A 17204-nucleotide genomic window follows, 5' to 3' on the forward strand; every position below is an offset into this window, starting at 1 on the left:
CGCTTTTTAGTTTGTAGCGAGTGGAATTTGGCGCATAAAAAAACACCGCCATCGAGGCGGTGCTAAATATTTGACAGACAGGTCAAAATAAATACAGGAAGTATATGTTTCGTTTCCTATGGAAACAAAACTGGTAGAAACCTACCGAACTCGAAATACGAGTTTGCAAACACAACATCGCAACAAAAGGTCAATTGATTTAAAGCATAAATCAAGCCGTTCTGACTTCTTGCTGCGGGGTGAAATATAGAATTTCTCTGGTCGTCAGGCAACGGACATTTTATAATGTTTCAGATAAAAAAAACTAATCCAATTTATAGAAGGTCACTATGTCCAGAAGATTGCCTCCTTTGAACTCATTAAAAGTGTTCGAAGCCGCGGCTCGACATCTGAGTTTTACTCGCGCAGCCGAAGAGTTGTTTGTGACTCAAGCTGCCGTCAGTCATCAGATTAAGGCGCTAGAAGAATTCCTTGGCTTAAAGTTATTCAGACGAAGAAACCGCTCGTTACTGCTTACAGAAGAAGGTCAAAGTTACTTTCTTGATATAAAAGATATTTTCACATCGTTAGCAGAAGCTACTGATAAAGTACTCGAGCGCAGTGAGAAAGGGGCATTAACCATCAGTTTACCGCCAAGCTTTGCGATTCAATGGTTGGTCCCTCGATTGGCGGACTTTAACCAGCAAGAGCCTGATATTGATGTTCGAATCAAAGCGGTCGATATGGACGAAGGCTCGTTGACCGATGACGTCGACGTGGCGATTTATTATGGTCGCGGTAATTGGCCAGGTTTGCGAGCGGACAAACTGTATCAAGAATTTTTGATCCCACTCTGTTCACCTTCATTACTTTTAGGTAACAAACCATTAGAAACTCTAAGTGACTTGAAGCAACATACCTTACTTCATGACACCTCTCGCAAAGACTGGAAACAGTTCGCTAAGCAAAACGGTATTGAAGGGGTCAACGTGAATCACGGGCCAATATTCAGTCACTCGACTATGGTACTTCAGGCTGCCGCTCACGGTCAGGGGGTCGCGTTGGGCAACAATGTCCTCGCTCAACCAGAGCTTGAAGCAGGCCGTCTGATTGCACCATTTGATGAGGTGTTAGTATCTAAGAATGCTTTCTATGTGGTTTGTCATGATAAACAGGCGGATATGGGGCGAATTGCTACCTTCCGTGACTGGATGTTAGCCAAAGCGCAAAGTGAGCAAGAGGATCTATTAGATGACTGAATACCTCATTGACGGTGACAAAGGCAATCCGTTGTTTATTTTTGCTCACGGAGCCGGTGCTGGGATGGACCACGCCTTTATGGAAGCCGTGGCAAAGGGCCTTGCTCAAAAAGGCGTTCAAGTTGTGCGCTTCAACTTTCCTTACATGGTTAAGCGAGCAGAGGATGGTAAGAAACGCCCACCAGATAGAGCCCCTAAGTTACTCGAAGCCTACCAAGCAGTGATCGACCAGAACTGCCCAACTGGGGCGGTTGTTATTGGTGGTAAGTCTATGGGAGGGCGCATGGCGAGCCTTCTCTCTAGTGCGGATAAGGTTGCTGGTGTTGCTTGTTTAGGCTTTCCATTCCATCCACCGGGTAAGCCTGAGAATTACAAAGGTGCCCACTTAGCAGAGCTAGAAAAGCCTTGTCTCATTCTGCAAGGTGAGCGCGATACCTTTGGTAAGAAAGAAGAATTCGAACAATTCGAGCTCTCTACTGCAATCAAAGTGGTGTTTATTCCCGATGGCGATCATAGCTTCAAACCTCGTAAGAGTTCAGGGCATACTGAAGCTGGAAACATTCAACTAGCGATCGATCACTTAGCCAAGTTTATCTTGGAGGTGTCTGATGCGTAGTAGGTTCTGGTTAGCGTTAGGTGGCGGCGTATGTGGCCTTGGTGTTGCGTTGGGTGCGTTTGCCGCTCATGGTTTGAAGAAAATGCTCTCACCTTATCTGATTGAGGTTTTCTCTACGGGGGTGCAGTACCAATTTATTCATGGCATCGCTATTTTGCTTTGTGGCGTGTTACTCGGGCTAAAATTGCCACTTAAGTCACAAAAATATTTCTCCCTCGCGGCAGTTTGCTTTATCATCGGCATCCTTTGTTTTAGCGGCAGCCTCTATGCGTTGGCATTAACGGGCATTAAATGGTTTGGTCCTATCACACCGTTGGGTGGACTAACGTTTATGCTTGGTTGGGGTTTGTTCGTATACGCAGCACTACAGGTTAAAGAGGTGAACCAGTGAAACAATTAATGCTCTACTGCCGCAGCGGCTTTGAAAAAGAGTGTGCCGGAGAGATTCAGGATCGTGCTACTCAGTTAGAAGTGTTTGGTTTCCCACGTCTTAAAAAGAACACTGGTTATGTGCTGTTTGAATGTTACCAAGACGGTGATGCGCAAAAGCTAGTCAAAGAGCTCGATTTTAAATCGCTCATCTTTGCTCGTCAGATCTTTGCTGTCGCAGCTGAAATTCAAGAACTGCCGCGTGAAGATCGTATCTCGCCGATTTTGCATGATTTAAGCTTCGTAGAGACAATGCCGCGTTGTGGTGATATTCGCGTTGAAACGCCTGATACCAACGAAGCGAAAGAACTACTGAAGTTCTGCCGCAAGTTCACTGTGCCAATGCGACAAGCTCTACGTGGCAAAGAGATTCTGTTCCCGAAAGACAGCCCTAAAAAGCCTGTGCTACACATTTGCTTTGTCGCTCCGACGCATTGCTTCATCGGTTATTCTTTACCTAGCAATAACTCGCAGTTCTTCATGGGTATCCCTCGCCTTAAGTTCCCAGCGGACGCACCGAGTCGTTCAACTCTAAAGTTGGAAGAAGCGTTTCATGTGTTTATTCCTCGTGAAGAGTGGGATGAACGCTTAGCCGCAGGTATGTGGGGCGTTGACTTAGGGGCGTGTCCTGGGGGTTGGACGTACCAACTGGTGAAGCGTTCGATGTTTGTTCATTCTGTCGATAACGGCATGATGGCAGATAGCCTAATGGAAACCGGGCAGGTTAAACACCACCAAGAAGATGGATTTAAGTTTGAACCAGCACGTAAGAACGTAACTTGGCTAGTGTGTGACATGATCGAAAAGCCATCACGTGTTGCTCAGCTGATGGGTGAGTGGATTATTAGCGGTTGGGCTAAAGAAGCGATCTTTAACCTTAAGCTGCCAATGAAAGGCCGTTACGATGAAGTGTTAGAAGATATCGAGAACTTAAAACTCTTCCTGATTGAAAATGGCGTGAAGTTTAAGCTTCAAGCGAAACACTTGTACCATGACCGAGAAGAAATCACGGTCCATGTTCAGTGTTTATCGAATATCTCACCGCGCTAAATTAAAAAACGCTCCCTAGATAGGGAGCGTTTTTGTCTAGTTGGATGTTGGCCACATTTCCCACAGCTGCGCTTCCATACTCTCCTCAGTGCTGTCAGCAATAAGAGAAAAGAAGTCCAATCCAGTTTGCTGTTCAACCGCATCGATTGTCGTGACGAAGCTTGCAAGCTCACTGCTAGAGACATCTCTATGTGGAACAATGAAGGCTATGGCTTCATTGAAAGCAGGATCTAAGATTACTTTGTAAAAAGCGCTCGGTATGATGACATTGTTGCCTATGGTGTTTTCGTTTCCTTGATAGATAGGTCCAGTGACCACGTAGAGCTCATTGTACTCATTCGCAAGATCACGTACGTGCTCTTCCAAAATGCGCCAACCTACGCGGTTAAAACCCGGAAGCTGAGGAGACATATTGCTCATCAAAAAGCTCTGCTTCATAGAGTCTTGACTAAAATCCATTGTGGCAGATGGTGCTAGGTGTCCTCGGTCATAGCCAGAGCCGCTGTAATCGGCGAGCGTGGAGCGAGCATAGTCGGGGAGCTCACTGTCTTCTTTGAAGCTATTACTACGTTTAAAGCTGGCGTTAACGCTTTCTGCGGTAATGTGGTAAGCCACCCAATCGGCATTTTTGGTTTGAAAGTTGTAGCCAACGGCATACCCATCTCGGCAAAGCACTTGATCAGGCTGCTCTGAAGGCAAGCCTACATCTAAGTGCTTTCCACAGGTTTTCGCGAAAGTTGGTAGAGAAAAGACAACAGCAAGTGTTAGTAAAACAGTATTTTTCATTATTATGCTCCTTGTTATTGGAGCTATGAAAAATAGTCGATTGGCTTTGCGTTACTGTGATGGTGGTTAAATGTTAATCAATACTTGGCCCGGTATTGAGCAGGTAAATATTAAGCTTGTGAGAGTAACGGATTTCACAACAGATTCGATTAACATTACTTTGCTAATCAGTAAGTTAATATGTTCTATTGAGTAGCTTCATTCTCACCATTAAAACGAATATCTTGCAGGTTAAAACCGAGTTCCATGTCGATTTTGAGTGCCGCAATCGTCTTACATTTTCGCGCTGATTCAATATGCTCGTCTAATTTCTTACGATACTTAGCAGGGAGCTCTTCACTGGCGAATGCTTGTTCAATATCGCTAAACTGGGTGAGAATTTCTTTGGCAGCTTTTGGTCCTACCCCTGGTACACCGGGAACCTGACTTGAGCTAATGCCTGTGAGCCCCCAGTAATCGGCAAGTTGGCTCGGCTTAACGCCAAATTCTGCTTCGATAAAAGGTTCGTCTAACCAACGGTGCTGAAAATAATCTCGGATTTGTAGAGTCGGAGAAAGGAGCTGACAGTAGCCTTTATCTGTCGATACTATCGTCACTTTTTCACCATGATTCGCCACCTTAGTTGCCAATGTGGCGACTAAGTCATCGGCTTCGTCTCCATCTGAAAGTAGTGAGTCTATTCCCAGTTTCCACCAAGCATCTTGAATCGACTCTAAACCTTGCAATAAAGGCTCTGGCATAGGTTTTCGGTTTTGTTTGTACTCTGGCAAGATCTCAGCTCGCCATCCTCGCTCTTGGAGATGATGATCGAACACGGCAATGATATGAGTTGGCTGTGACTCGGATAAAATACGATTCAGAGTGCGAGCTGTGGTATTGATGGTTCTCGCTATATCGGTAGGATCGGGTTGCGCGGAGTGAACGCGTCGGATCAGGTTAAGAGCATCGATGATAACAAGATGAATAGACATACAAATCAAAAAATAAGGGCTTGAAGCCCTTATTGTATAGATTGAGGTTGAGATTACCAGTCAGTGCGGTAAACAGTCGCTAACCTGATGTCTTAATTTGGTAGCAAGGCTCGTAGGCAGTACCACCTGGCAACTTCATGCGGTCTTGCTCAACGAAGTCTTTTAGCAGTTTATCCATCTTCTTCATCAAGCTTGCATCACCATCTAAGATAAATGGGCCGTGACGCTCAATTTCACGAATCCCTTCTGCCTTAACATTACCAGCAACGATACCTGAGAACGCCTGACGCAGTGCCGCTGCAAGATTCTCAGGACGTTGGTTAAGGTGCAAATCCAAGCTTGCCATATTATCGTGGGTTGGGTCGAAAGGTAGCTGGAACTCGGGCTCAATTTTTAATGACCAGTTAAAGCTGTAGGCATCACCGGTATCTTTGCGATACTGGCGCACATCCGACATACTCTGTTTCATGATCTGAGCTACTTTAGCAGGGTCGTCAACAACAATTTGGTAGTGTTTCTGCGCGTCTTCGCCAAGCGTGTCGCCGATAAAGCGGTCTATCGAGCGGAAGTACTCTTCGCTCTCTTTTGGCCCAGTCAGAACAATCGGTAGCGGTTGGTCAGCGTTATCAGGGTGCATCATAATGCCCAGAATATAGAGCAGCTCTTCGGCAGTACCAGCACCACCTGGGAAAATCACAATCCCGTGCGCCATACGTACAAAGGCTTCTAAACGCTTTTCGATATCCGGCATGATCACCAACTCGTTAACGATCGGGTTTGGTGGCTCTGCGGCAATGATTGATGGTTCGGTTAGACCCAAATAACGCTGCTCATAATAGCGCTGCTTAGCGTGACCAATTGCTGCACCTTTCATCGGACCTTCCATCGCCCCTGGTCCACAGCCAGTACAGATGTTTAACTCGCGCAGGCCCAGCTCATTGCCGACTTCTCGAGTGTATTGATACTCGGTGGCATTGATTGAGTGACCACCCCAACAGACCACTAGATTTGGCTCGATGCCTGGCGTCAGAGTGCCTGCATTGCGTAAGATGCCAAACACTAGGTTAGTGATATGGCTAGCGTTGGTGAGGTTGAGGCGCTGATTATCGGCAAGATGCATATTGACGTACACGATATCGCGCAGAACGGAGAATAGGTGCTCTTGAATCCCTTTGATGATCTCGCCATCGACGAAAGCGTGTTCTGGTGCGTTAGTGAGTTCAAGTTTAATGCCACGCTCACGACGCACGACGTTGACATCAAAAGATTTGTACTTATCGAGCAGCTCTTTGGAGTTGTCAGTGTGGCTACCGGAATTAAGAACCGCGAGGGTACAGTTGCGGTAAAGTTGGTAAAGATCACTTGCAGCGGTTTTCTTAAGGCGCTCAACTTCGAGTTGAGAGAGCAGATCCATACTACCTGCTGGACTAATGTGTGTGATCATAAAGACCTCCTTGACGAAACAGCACTCAGAGAGAGTGAGATATCATTATTGTTATTGTCCGTATACGTTGCTATTCATTGGGGAAAATCAGCAGACGTTTATTAAGCTTAGCAGCTTTTTTCAGATAATAAACCTAACTAATTGATATCTATAGATCAATCACACTTATGAAATAGATTGGAGGGTTAGCAGTGGGCAGCTTAGCGCCAAACGAGTTGATTCTTGCCGAGTGTTTTCGCTTCATTGAGGCATAGGTTGAGTCGTTCTAAGATCTCTTCAGGCGTATCCGAATCTTTGAACGCAGTGCTTGCCGCAGAAAGGGTAATGGTTAAGTTACGGTCACGGAACTTAAACGGTAGCTTGGAAACTTGATTTTGAATCGCTTGAATCACATTGAAAGCATTGCTATCAGAAAGTTCAGGAAGCAATAACACGAACTCTTCGCCAGAGAAGCGCGCCACAGTATCGGTATCGCGGATCTCTTTCTTGATTGTACGAGCGATAATTTTCAGTGCTTTATCACCTGCGGCATAGCCAAAGCTGTCGTTGATCGCTTTAAAGCCATCGACATCGAGTATGACGACGCGAAGGGAATGTTGCGCACGTATCCAGCGACGGTACTCTAACTCAAGGCGATCGCCAAACGCGGCGCGGTTGTACACTTTGGTTAGCGGGTCAAGCAGCATACGTTGGGCTTGATCCTCTAGGCGGCGGCGATAATCCTGAGTCACTTCATACAAGGCTTCAAGTTGGTTTTTGCCGTAATCCATGCGCTCAATCAAGGCTTGTTCGCGTTGTTCTGCGTGTTTCAAGCGTTCAGTCAATGAGTTGAGTTGGGCCAGTAAAGGGTTCACTTGCTCTTTCAACGAATCTAAACTTTCTGCATTGGACACTTTCGATTGCGTATCGGTGACGAGCTCTGACAATTCAGTGTTCATCTCTTGACGATGAGCAAAATAGCTTTGGGATTGCTGTGAGTTTTGCTGAGAGCTTTTCAGTGACGACGAGAGGGATGAGTTGATTTGTTCGAGAAACTGTTCTGAGGTTTTACGCTCATAATGGGTTCCCTCAATCACTAACTTAAGCGTTTGTAGCGTGAGCTCTAATAAGACGTGGCTATTCACGCCAATAAGCAATTTAGCGCGAATGTCTGTGAGCAGTTCCCCTGATTCACCTTCAAAATCAAGCTCAGTAATTAAATGCTGAAGTTCTTCAGATAGGCGAAGCAACAGTTCGCGATCCGAACTAGCCGCAATTTGGTTAACGCTATAATCAGGGTTGGTTGTGATGATTTTTACGGAACGTTCATAAAGGTTAAGCAGTCTCAGGGCTTGTTCAGCTCTGGGATGCTTAAGGCCATCGGAGTAACTGAGTAAATCGCGTAGATCGCGCTTGATCTTCGGAGGCAGCCCAGTCAAGCGCAGTAGCGTTTCACCACTATGCTTAATTTGGGAATCCAAATGTTCAGTTTGTTGTTCCATAGCCAAGCCTTGTTGTTTTAGCAAGCGCTCCAATACCGCTAGTTTGGGTATCAGTGAGCTGACGTCTTGCTGCTGCTCGATAGCTTGTTTCAGTTCCATGAGTCCCGCTTGTAGCCGCGGGTTTTCACATTTATAAGCACTACTTAACGACGAGATGACACGCTGAAGTACCTTCTGTTCTCTATTAAATTTGAACGAGGTATCCCTTTGTGTCAATCGAACTTGTTCCAATTGAGATTTCAGCTTGTGCAGCTGTGACTGAAGATCTTGTTCGATAACGCCCATGAATAAACTTAAAAATAGAATCTACTTATATCTAGTGATCTGTCGATAATATCAAATAATTCGCGGGCGTCACGACTTACAACGTTTGATTGATGCGCTTTTATTCATCTTTTAGCAGTTTTTTGATACCGTCCTCATTCTTGAAAGAAGAGTGAACTTTTATTAGCCCCTGATTGATGGAATGCTTACATGCCTTACGGATATTGCCTGTGGCTAAACTTGCAGCAGGTGCGTTCTCAATCGCTTTCAGGTAAACCCACTGGCTAGAGTGCTCTTTCATGCTCAGCGTTCTTGCCGTACTGGTTGACATTAGTAGCACATCAACTAGTTCCTTATCATTAACCGCAGTATACGCCCTTGGTAGGAAAGGGTAGTCCGCCATACCAATACGAATGATGCGATTAAGCAAACGGTCGGGTTCGAATTCAAGGATCCACTGTTGGATCTTTTCAAATAGCTGTTCTGGATCGGTGTTGCGTTCGCTGTTTGGCTCAATGTAAAGCAGGTTAGCATCAGAGAAGTGATAGATCCTTGCTGGATGCTCAACGCGCTGCTTTAAGTAGTCGCCAAATGCGCGCTCTAGCTTTAAGCCTTCTTGGTAACCATGTTGCAAATACATGTTACGTAGAAACGGTACGTCAATCATTACGAAGCGTAGACGGTCATTAAGCGGCTCATGAATTAACTCACCGACATGCCACTTCTCAAACTTATGGCTGCTCTCCTCTAAAGAGGCAGGAAGTTTCGCATTGAGCATACGTAAGTTCTTTAGCCCTGAACGAGAGTGGGTGTAAAGATCTTCGTTAAGGACATCAAGCTCATCTTTTTGCACATTAATCACGTGACCACGACGTAAAATGAAGATAAACAGCAATGCGGAGAGAACAAACAAGGTAAAGGTTATCTTCTGAAACTTCCGATATTCGTTATGGGTTTCTTCTAACTCTTGCTGCTGGCCGCTTAAATGTAGAGTTTGCTCAACAAATTCTTTTTGCTGTCGGAAAGCATCTTCACTGATCAGATCGAGCTCTTGCTGTTCAATGGTTGCAAGAGAATTGTAGTGCTTAAGGTATTCTAAAGCCTGTTGATACTGACCATTGAGTTCATAGCCTAAATAAAGCATCTGATAAGCCGACTTCTGCATGCTGATGTCTTGCAACTGCTGTGCGATCTCAAGCGCTTGATTCGCACTTTCTAGTACCTTCTTAGGTTCTTGCTTATGGCGAGCTAATCCCGCTTCAAGTAGCAAAGCGTAGGCTTTTAACCTTGGAATATCTGCGTACTGGAGTAGTTCTTGAGCACGTTCAAGATATTGTTCAGCCAAGGTGTAATTAACCAAGTGTAGGTAGGTTGTCGCGAGTGAGATACGAATATCAATCACGCTTTCAATGTTGTTTTGCAGCCGTTCATGATCCATTGCATTGAAGTAGTGGACCAGTGCGAGATTGTATTTACCTTGGTAATAGTAAATATCCCCCATGCGCTTGAGAAGTGGTGCTAGTGCAGGAGAGTTTTCGTAGTTGTCGTAAAAGTCGGCCGCTTGCGAAAAGTGGTCATTGGCTTTGTCGAGAACACGGCGATCATAAAATAACTGCCCCAGAATACGGTTAACTTCAGCAAGTTGACGCGCAGAGTCGGTTTCAATGGCGGTCCAGTAACTTATCAGCAATTCTGACAGGGCACGATTGTACTTCTTGTTGGCGAGGAGTTGTTTACCCACCGTGGTGTGATACTCAATCACGGTATGAATCGACTTTGAGCTGTCTACATACGGCTTAACTTCTGCATACAGTTGGTCAGCGAGTTTAAGGTTACCTTCAGCAGAGGCAATCTCAGCTTTTAGCATCGTCATGCGATACTTTAAGCCGCGAGCCAACTGTTGTGGGTTATCGATAAGGCTGAACTCTTCCTCAATCTGTGCCAGCTTATCTCTGGCAGATTCCCCATTTCCTTCGATAAGCCAAGTTAATCTAATCTCGACTAATTTTAGATCCAGCAGCAAATATGGCAGTTTGTATGTTTCAGCTAATGACTTGGCTTCTTTCAGCAAACTCAAGGCTTCAAGCTGATTGCCTAAGTTAAACTCTGCTCTAGCGAGAATACGCAACGCGTCAATCGTGCCGCCCGGGGTGCGAGTTCGGCTGTCTGCTTCATCACGGGAGATCGCTGAAGGGCTTTTCTCAGTTTTGTCGGTCAAAGTACGCTGGGTTAGATAGTCTGTCGCCAGCTGCTTGGCTTGTTTCGGAACAATATTGACCAAACTGTTTGCTTCACTCAGGACTGCTGATGAGTAGAGAGTGTTTGCCCAAAGTGGCGCAGAGAACAGAACCAATAACGCGCCAAGCAAGCGCTTCAAGCGTACTTTTACCATTAGAGTCGACTTCCTATTGACGAGCCATGCGTTGATTGTGACTAGGTTGACTGTTGACGTTGGAGCGATATGGGTTGATGTCCAAACCACCGCGTCTTGTGTAACGTGCGTAAACAGTTAACGATTCAGGCTGACAAAATTCCATGATGTCAGTAAAAATACGCTCAACACATTGTTCATGAAACTCATTGTGCTCGCGGAATGAGACAAGGTAACGAAGTAGGGCTTCACGATCGATCTGCTTACCCTTGTATTGAATTTCGACACTGCCCCAATCTGGTTGGTTTGTAATGAGACAGTTTGATTTCAATAAGTGGCTGTGTAGGCTCTCTTCGACCACTTCACCAGTTGCAGCGCCTTGAATCAACGTGCGGTCAAAGTCGTAACTAGTAATCTCAATGTCTTGCTCGTCAATGCAGTCACCGTCCATTGTTACTACAACGGAGTCTGTGTAATCCACAACAGAACGCACTGTCACTGAAACTGTTTCACCCGCGCAAGCAGAGAGATCTTTGATCAGAGTTTGCTCTACTTGATCCCAAGAAGAAAATCGAGTTTGGTTGAAGCTGTTTAGATATAACTTGAATGACTTAGATTCAATCAGGTTGGCACTTGTGGCTGGAATGGAAACTTCACCAATCGCCACTTGCGGTAAGCCTTTCTCATTAAGCCATGAGAGTTCGTATAGCGTCCAGATGTCACAGCCTTGGAAAGGTAGTGAGTCACCTAAATTTAGGTCATCACGATTGAGGCTACGAGGTACAGGTTGTAGCAAGCTCGCGTCATATTGGTTCGAATATTCGGTCTTTTGACCAAGCGTTAGCCCAGCAAGCTCTTTCGCATCAGAATATTTGCTCATACTTTTGTTCGTTTTCTATTAGAATGTCGAGAATTTTACGCAATCCCGCACTTAAAAGCGAATATTCATGTTGGAGAATCTAATGGCTGATCATGCCTTGCAAGCGTTGCTCTCATTCAGTGAAAAATACCGTCAGGCCCATCTAGATGCACACGGCCATCTTCCTAGAAGCGAAGAATTGGTCGATCTTGTATCGCCATGTGTCGAGCAAAAAACGGATGATGCAGTTGAGTGGCAAGCGTATCAACGCGATCAAGCAGCGGATTTTACCAACGTTGAAAACGGCATTGAGCTGACCTTACACGAAGACATCAAAACCTTTTATGGTTCTCAATACAGTGCGGATATGGATGCAAGTTGGCAGGGGAATGAGCTAACGCTACTTCAAGTGTGGAGTGATGATGACTTTGTACGCTTGCAAGAGAATATTCTAGGTCACTTAGTGACTCAGCGCCGTTTGAAGTTAAAACCAACCGTGTTTATTGGTGCAACGGATGCGGAATTGGATGTTATCTCTATATGCAACCTAACGGGTAACGTGATTTTAGAGCGACTAGGCACTGATAAGCGCGATGTATTGGCACAAGATATCGCTGAGTTTCTGGCTAACCTAGAACCTGCGGTGTAATCATGTACGTTGTTGAACTTCAGTTTGAGTGTTTTGATAACACTACGGTGAGTGCGGTAGACAAAGCGATCAATGGTTTAATGGATGCGCTGCGCTATAACGGCCAAGTGCTAGGGCGAGAGTTTCCGATTGTGATGGGTGATGGCGAATTTTTTGTTCGTGTGGTTTGCCCAGAGCAAGACAGTTTGCACCCAAGTTACCATTCTGATTTTGTAAAGGTTTGTTTAAATCGCTTGTCTGAGGCAAGTCTACTTGCGCCTAAAATGCGTCTTCTTGGCCGCGACCTTAATTCTGAAGAGGCTGCGGAAGAGGAGCAACCAAGTTGGCAGGTGCTGTATACCACTTATGTCCATACTTGTTCTCCACTAAGAAGTGGTGAAACACTGTTACCGATCCCACTTTATCGTAATGGAGCGACATTGAATGGCGATCATAAAGCGGTGGTAAAATGGCAAACCGAGTGGCAAGCATGTGATGAAATTCAGATGGCTGGTGGCTGTCGAGCTGAGCATGCTGCGCTGCATGAAATTTGCGACACTGACAGCGTGTTATTCAAGCGTGGTTGGGATTTACGTGGCCGGATCGAATACATCACTAAGATACCCACGTACTACTATCAGTATCGTGTCGGTGGACAAAGTCTCGCAGACGAAAAGGCACGTAAATGTCCTAAGTGCGGCGGCGAGTGGTTATTGGATGAACCATTGCACGATATCTTCTACTTTAAGTGCGATGATTGTCGGATTGTTTCCAATATCTCTTGGGATCACCTCAAATAACACCTGAAAATAAAAAAGACGCTAATTTAAGCGTCTTTTTTTGAATCTTGCGACTCTGGAGTCGTCTCTTCGTCATCGGTGTGGGGTTTCTTTTCCGACTGACCAAACTTCATATTGGCGGTGTATTTCAGAGCAGCAATGTTGCCTATTACGACGCTCAACACAATAACGATAATAACCCATGGGTTAGTCAGTAAATCCATCACCGCACCTATTTTGAAATATTGCTAACAAACTGATTGTAGATCGTTTCGAGCTGTTCTAACACCGTCTGCTGACCCAAAATCGACGTTGAGGCTAACTGCTGCTTGAGTGTCGCAACATCCAACTGCTTTAAGCACTGCTCCGATACGGCTTGGTGGCTGATATGCCAAGGCTCGACCGCCACACCACCTAGGTCTTGGGCATAAGGAAAAAAGAACCCGTAATCATGTAGATTGCGGCTTAACCAATCATAAAAGGCTTTCTGATGCCCAGTGAGGTATTCCCAAGGTTCCAACTTGAGTGTCTCCCCAATAGGTAAGCTATCTCGATCAAAGACATCAAAATCTGTTCCCCAGTGATGGCGGCTGCCGCCCGGTAAAGCAGACCAACGAAGAATAGCCATCACCTTTTCTGCTTCAGATAAAGATTCAGCTTTGATGACTTGGCTCTCGCTATCCAAGATGTCGGATTTACCTGACATCTTGTTATTCCAAATCGTGGCTTGGCGATCAAAGTCGCGAAAGCCACTGGCGATATTGAGATTGAATCCAGCCAACGTTGCTGACTGTTTAAGCGCCAGTAAATCTTGGCTCACGGTTGCGTGAACCAAGAAATTCTTTTGCCCGACCATTGTCTCTACAAGGTGGCTGGTCACTCGCCCGGTCAGTTGCTCTGGGGTCATCATTAAGCGAGTAAGTTTTCCAATGTCTTCTGGTACATTTGTGTCAGCTTTTCTAAATCTGACACCTTAACGCACTCGTTCACTTTGTGAATGGTTGCGTTTACTGGGCCTAGCTCTACCACTTGACCACCCATGCGGGCAATAAATCGACCGTCAGAAGTACCACCTGTCGTCAGCAGCGCAGGTTTAGTTTGGTTAACCGTATCAACCGCATCAACCACAGCATCAAGCAAGGCACCGGTATCGGTTAGGAATGGGTCACCGTTGAATGTCCATTTAAGGTCATAATCTAAGTCATGCTTGTTAAGTGTTTCGGTCACGCGTGAAACGATGGCATCGTTGTTAAGCTCAGTACTGAATCGCAAGTTGAACTGAACGTTAAACTCGCCAGGAATAACATTCGAAGCGCCGGTACCTGCATGGACATTAGGAATCTGGAAACTGGTTGGCGGGAAGTAGGCGTTACCTTGGTCCCACTCAGTGGTTGCCAGTTCATGGATTGCCATTAAAGACTGATGAACCGGGTTTTTCGCCAAGTGTGGGTAAGCAACGTGGCCTTGAATACCTTTAACCGTAAGATCACCAGTAATAGAGCCACGGCGACCATTTTTCACGACATCGCCGACAACTTCAGTACTTGACGGTTCGCCGACAATACACATGTCGATGTTTTCGCCGCGCTCCATCAGTGCTTCTACCACACGAACTGTGCCGTTGATAAAAGGACCTTCTTCATCTGATGTGATTAAGAAACCAATCGAACCTTTATGATCTGGGTTTTCAGCAATGAATTGCTCAACTGCAACAATCATACTTGCCAAAGAGCCTTTCATATCGGCAGCGCCGCGACCGTGCAAGAAGCCATCCTTAATGGTTGGTTCAAAAGGAGGCGTGTCCCAAAGCTCTAATTTTCCCGCAGGCACGACATCAGTATGACCTGCAAAGGCGAATAGAGGCGCTTGTGTACCACGGCGAGCCCAGAAGTTGGTGGTGTCCTCAAACACCATGACTTCAATTTCAAAGCCCAGTGCTTTGAGTCGCTCAATCATTACCTCTTGGCAACCTGCATCTTCAGGCGTTACCGATTGGCGACTAATTAAATCTTTTGCGAGAGCCAGAGTTGGGCTATCTGTCATCCTTGAAATCCTTACGAAAAATTATGAAAAAATAGTAGTGTATTGATCCGCTTTGAAGCCTAGGTGGTAGTCATTACCTGAAACCAGAATAGGGCGTTTAATCATGGCTGGCTGCTCTACTAACAGCTCAATGGCGTTCGCTTCGTTTAGCGACTCTTTTTGCTCTGGCGTCAGTTGGCGGTAAGTTGTGCCACGTTTATTGAGGACGTTTTCCCAGCCAAGTTGTTGGCAGAAAGCTTCGACCAAAGCTTTGTCGATACCTTGCTTACGGTAATCGTGAAAATTGTATTCCACTCCCTCTGCTTCAAGCCACTTTTTGGCTTTTTTGATCGTGTCGCAATTAGGAATGCCATACATGGTGATTGTCATAGTGGAACCTTTGAAAGTGACTTTGGGCAATTTGCCCTTGTAGTTTTTTAGTTTGTTTTTGCATCCTAGCAGGAAGTGAGGAGCGAGACAAAAGTGTGATGTATATATTTCATTGGGCAAAAAAAATGTGTTTCAAGCTAAGGCGATCGTCGAGTTTTTGATCAAACGCAACACTTAGCAGTGCAAATCAGAAATAATGACTCTAGAAATTTTAAGGAGGTATCAATGGAATTGAGTCCTGTTTTTGCTAGGCGCTTGTATCTCGCATTGCTGGTTGAAAATCTAGAGCGCCCAAATGTGCCCAAATTGATTGAGCAAACAGGTTGGCCACGTCGTACTATCCAAGACGTGATTAAAGCATTACCTGGCATTGGCATTGAGTTAATGTTTGTCCAAGATGGTCGACGTCACAACGACGGCTATTATCAGTTATCTGACTGGGGACCTTTCGATAGCCAGTGGGTACTAGACAGGGAGACAGACATCGCCGCAAGTCTTGGCTTTTAAAACGAATTGAAAACAACAAACCTAGCGTGAAAGCGCTAGGTTTGTTTTTATTGGTTACTTTTCCTGTTTGGGGCAATCATAAGCATTACCCATCACAGTAAATGAGGTCACAAAATCTTGCGGCTGAACTAGGTAGACAGTGTTTGCCCCCAGTGCTAATGCTTGATTTTTCGCTTCATTTAAAGCGCCACGAACCATGACGTCATTGGGGAAGAAAAGATAGCTATACCAATGCCCCTCGCTACCTGTAATCTCACCAAGCCATTGGCAGTTGTCTGCATTAAACTGACTGTCTAACCGTAAATGTATCGAGCTTGCAGCAGGCTCCATTTTGGTTGTGGGAGTCGCGCAACCCGCTAATACAGCGAGCGAGGCAGCGAGTATAATGTATTTAGTTTTGGTTAACATAGGCAATAAATCCTATCCAACTGATGACGAGTAATGCCCAAGGTAAAATTGAAGGTTTGGTGCTTATTTCTTGGTTTTCAATGTCTACTTGGGTCTGGCTTGTGCTCACCTCTACGTCGGCTTTCTTGGCTTTTTGAGCCTTTTTCTTCGCTTTATCTGCTTGTCGTGAACGCTCTTTCTGCTGTTTTTTGTATTGGGCGATACCTTTCTCGATACCTTGTGCAATCAGCTTAGTTTGTTCTTTTGTTTGACCAGGCTTTTGAGTTGCTTTGGCAATCTTCATCGCTTCTTGTTGTGTTTCTTGAGAAGGAACCACTTTATTTTTCATATTGATAGGTCTTGCTAGATCAAAGATGTATTTATCCTAACAGGATATACTTTGTCAGTAATGAACAAAAGCTTTGGAGTGCTGATGAAACGAGTTTTACTCGCCAGCTTGGTAATTGCCGTACCTGTGTATATTTGGCTTCAAGGTCAGCCACCTGCACCCATTGCAGAGCTTGAGCCGCAGCAGACCCATCAAGAGTGGATGTTGTCTTTGCAAGATCAGCTCAAGCAAGATCCAAATCAAGCTGAGCTTTGGTTTCAACTCGGGCATGGCTATCTCAACAATCAAGATTTTCCCTCTGCTTTGACCTGTTTTGACTATGCAGTTCGATTAAGCCAACCACCGTCCGCTAACCAATTAGCGGCAAAAGCAACCGCCCTTTACTATGTTCATAAGCAGAGAATGACACCTGAAGTCTCTTCTCTACTTGAACAAGCGTTGGGTATAGAAGCCAATAATCTCACCGCTTTAACCTTGATTGCTAGCGACCATTTTATTAGTTTCCGTTACCAAGAAGCGATAGATACTTGGACGCGTATGCTTGACTCTAATCATCCTGAATTGGATCGTGAAATGGTGATTCGATCTTTGAACCAAGCAAAAGCTCTGAATAACGGGTAAGCTGCGATTGAG

Annotated in this window: 20 protein-coding genes; 8 read left to right on the plus strand and 12 right to left on the minus strand. The window is 45.3% G+C overall.

Going from position 1 to position 17204, the window contains the following annotated elements; genetic code table 11:
* Window positions 1–329 precede the first annotated feature (329 nt).
* Genes IX91_RS04130 through rlmM form a run of 4 tightly spaced genes read left to right on the plus strand, consistent with a single transcriptional unit; the run spans window position 330 to window position 3333 of the window.
* Window positions 330–1238 carry a transcriptional regulator GcvA gene (locus IX91_RS04130; RefSeq protein ID WP_004744533.1) on the plus strand — a complete coding sequence of 303 codons (909 nt, stop codon included), beginning with the start codon at window positions 330–332 and terminating at the stop codon, window positions 1236–1238.
* On the plus strand, window positions 1231–1854 hold the full coding sequence (locus IX91_RS04135) for an alpha/beta family hydrolase (protein ID WP_004744534.1): 624 nt from the start codon (window positions 1231–1233) through the stop codon (window positions 1852–1854). Before IX91_RS04130 ends, IX91_RS04135 begins: the two co-directional genes overlap by 8 nt.
* On the plus strand, window positions 1847–2245 hold the full coding sequence (locus tag IX91_RS04140; protein ID WP_004744535.1) for a DUF423 domain-containing protein: 399 nt from the start codon (window positions 1847–1849) through the stop codon (window positions 2243–2245). The genes IX91_RS04135 and IX91_RS04140 overlap by 8 nt, the downstream gene beginning before the upstream one ends.
* Window positions 2242–3333 carry a 23S rRNA (cytidine(2498)-2'-O)-methyltransferase RlmM gene (gene rlmM, locus IX91_RS04145; protein WP_004744536.1) on the plus strand — a complete coding sequence of 364 codons (1092 nt, stop codon included), beginning with the start codon at window positions 2242–2244 and terminating at the stop codon, window positions 3331–3333. Before IX91_RS04140 ends, rlmM begins: the two co-directional genes overlap by 4 nt.
* 36 nt (window positions 3334–3369) lie before the next feature.
* On the opposite strand, the gene IX91_RS04150 is transcribed toward rlmM, so the two are convergent.
* From IX91_RS04150 to queF, 6 genes are all read right to left on the minus strand, one after another.
* On the minus strand, window positions 3370–4119 hold the full coding sequence (locus tag IX91_RS04150; RefSeq protein ID WP_004744537.1) for a DNA/RNA non-specific endonuclease: 750 nt from the start codon (window positions 4117–4119) through the stop codon (window positions 3370–3372).
* A 185-nt stretch (window positions 4120–4304) separates the two neighbouring features.
* Window positions 4305–5090, minus strand: coding sequence for a flap endonuclease Xni (xni, locus tag IX91_RS04155; RefSeq protein WP_004744538.1), 786 nt, complete (start codon window positions 5088–5090; stop codon window positions 4305–4307).
* Between the two features lie 79 nt (window positions 5091–5169).
* Window positions 5170–6534 (minus strand): nucleotide 5'-monophosphate nucleosidase PpnN, encoded by a 1365-nt coding sequence (gene ppnN / locus IX91_RS04160; RefSeq protein ID WP_004744539.1) that lies wholly within the window; start codon window positions 6532–6534, stop codon window positions 5170–5172.
* Window positions 6535–6734: 200 nt separating this feature from the next.
* Complete coding sequence (locus tag IX91_RS04165; RefSeq protein WP_004744540.1) at window positions 6735–8300, minus strand: GGDEF domain-containing protein; 1566 nt, start codon at window positions 8298–8300, stop codon at window positions 6735–6737.
* Between the two features lie 100 nt (window positions 8301–8400).
* On the minus strand, window positions 8401–10671 hold the full coding sequence (locus IX91_RS04170) for a tetratricopeptide repeat protein (protein WP_004744541.1): 2271 nt from the start codon (window positions 10669–10671) through the stop codon (window positions 8401–8403).
* Window positions 10672–10684: 13 nt separating this feature from the next.
* Window positions 10685–11530 carry an NADPH-dependent 7-cyano-7-deazaguanine reductase QueF gene (queF, locus tag IX91_RS04175; protein ID WP_004744542.1) on the minus strand — a complete coding sequence of 282 codons (846 nt, stop codon included), beginning with the start codon at window positions 11528–11530 and terminating at the stop codon, window positions 10685–10687.
* An 82-nt stretch (window positions 11531–11612) separates the two neighbouring features.
* Between queF and syd the strand changes: the two genes are divergently transcribed.
* Both syd and IX91_RS04185 read left to right on the plus strand, forming a co-directional pair.
* Entirely contained in the window at window positions 11613–12158 is a 546-nt protein-coding gene (gene syd / locus IX91_RS04180; protein ID WP_004744543.1) for a SecY-interacting protein, read from the plus strand.
* 2 nt (window positions 12159–12160) lie between these two features.
* Window positions 12161–12937 (plus strand): Zn-ribbon-containing protein, encoded by a 777-nt coding sequence (locus IX91_RS04185; protein ID WP_004744544.1) that lies wholly within the window; start codon window positions 12161–12163, stop codon window positions 12935–12937.
* A gap of 26 nt (window positions 12938–12963) precedes the next feature.
* Here IX91_RS04185 and IX91_RS25625 read toward each other — a convergent pair whose 3' ends face one another.
* From IX91_RS25625 to IX91_RS04200, 4 genes are read right to left on the minus strand one after another with little or no spacing between them, the layout of a single operon-like run.
* Entirely contained in the window at window positions 12964–13140 is a 177-nt protein-coding gene (locus IX91_RS25625; protein ID WP_004744545.1) for a DUF2897 family protein, read from the minus strand.
* Between the two features lie 8 nt (window positions 13141–13148).
* The gene (locus tag IX91_RS04190; RefSeq protein ID WP_004744546.1) at window positions 13149–13826 is read right to left on the minus strand and encodes a M15 family metallopeptidase; all 678 of its coding nucleotides are present in this window, start codon (window positions 13824–13826) and stop codon (window positions 13149–13151) included.
* A complete protein-coding gene (gene dapE, locus IX91_RS04195; RefSeq protein ID WP_004744547.1) occupies window positions 13826–14959 on the minus strand; it encodes a succinyl-diaminopimelate desuccinylase in 1134 nt (377 codons plus the stop codon). The genes IX91_RS04190 and dapE overlap by 1 nt, the downstream gene beginning before the upstream one ends.
* A gap of 21 nt (window positions 14960–14980) precedes the next feature.
* The gene (locus IX91_RS04200) at window positions 14981–15328 is read right to left on the minus strand and encodes an ArsC family reductase (protein WP_004744548.1); all 348 of its coding nucleotides are present in this window, start codon (window positions 15326–15328) and stop codon (window positions 14981–14983) included.
* 225 nt (window positions 15329–15553) lie between these two features.
* Here IX91_RS04200 and IX91_RS04205 point away from each other — a divergent pair, with 225 nt between their 5' ends.
* Complete coding sequence (locus tag IX91_RS04205; protein ID WP_004744549.1) at window positions 15554–15835, plus strand: winged helix-turn-helix domain-containing protein; 282 nt, start codon at window positions 15554–15556, stop codon at window positions 15833–15835.
* 54 nt (window positions 15836–15889) lie between these two features.
* Here the strand turns inward: IX91_RS04205 and IX91_RS04210 are convergent, their stop codons facing one another.
* Together IX91_RS04210 and IX91_RS04215 are read right to left on the minus strand one after the other, a co-directional pair.
* Window positions 15890–16243 carry a DUF4156 domain-containing protein gene (locus IX91_RS04210; RefSeq protein WP_004744550.1) on the minus strand — a complete coding sequence of 118 codons (354 nt, stop codon included), beginning with the start codon at window positions 16241–16243 and terminating at the stop codon, window positions 15890–15892.
* The gene (locus IX91_RS04215; RefSeq protein ID WP_004744551.1) at window positions 16227–16571 is read right to left on the minus strand and encodes a DUF2956 domain-containing protein; all 345 of its coding nucleotides are present in this window, start codon (window positions 16569–16571) and stop codon (window positions 16227–16229) included. Before IX91_RS04215 ends, IX91_RS04210 begins: the two co-directional genes overlap by 17 nt.
* An 84-nt stretch (window positions 16572–16655) precedes the next feature.
* On the opposite strand from IX91_RS04215, the gene IX91_RS04220 reads away from it, so the two are divergent.
* On the plus strand, window positions 16656–17192 hold the full coding sequence (locus IX91_RS04220; protein ID WP_038197906.1) for a TPR domain-containing protein: 537 nt from the start codon (window positions 16656–16658) through the stop codon (window positions 17190–17192).
* The last annotated feature ends 12 nt before the right edge of the window (window positions 17193–17204 follow it).

The sequence above is a fragment of the Vibrio tubiashii ATCC 19109 genome (genome assembly GCF_000772105.1).
In the GTDB taxonomy this organism is placed as follows: domain Bacteria; phylum Pseudomonadota; class Gammaproteobacteria; order Enterobacterales; family Vibrionaceae; genus Vibrio; species Vibrio tubiashii.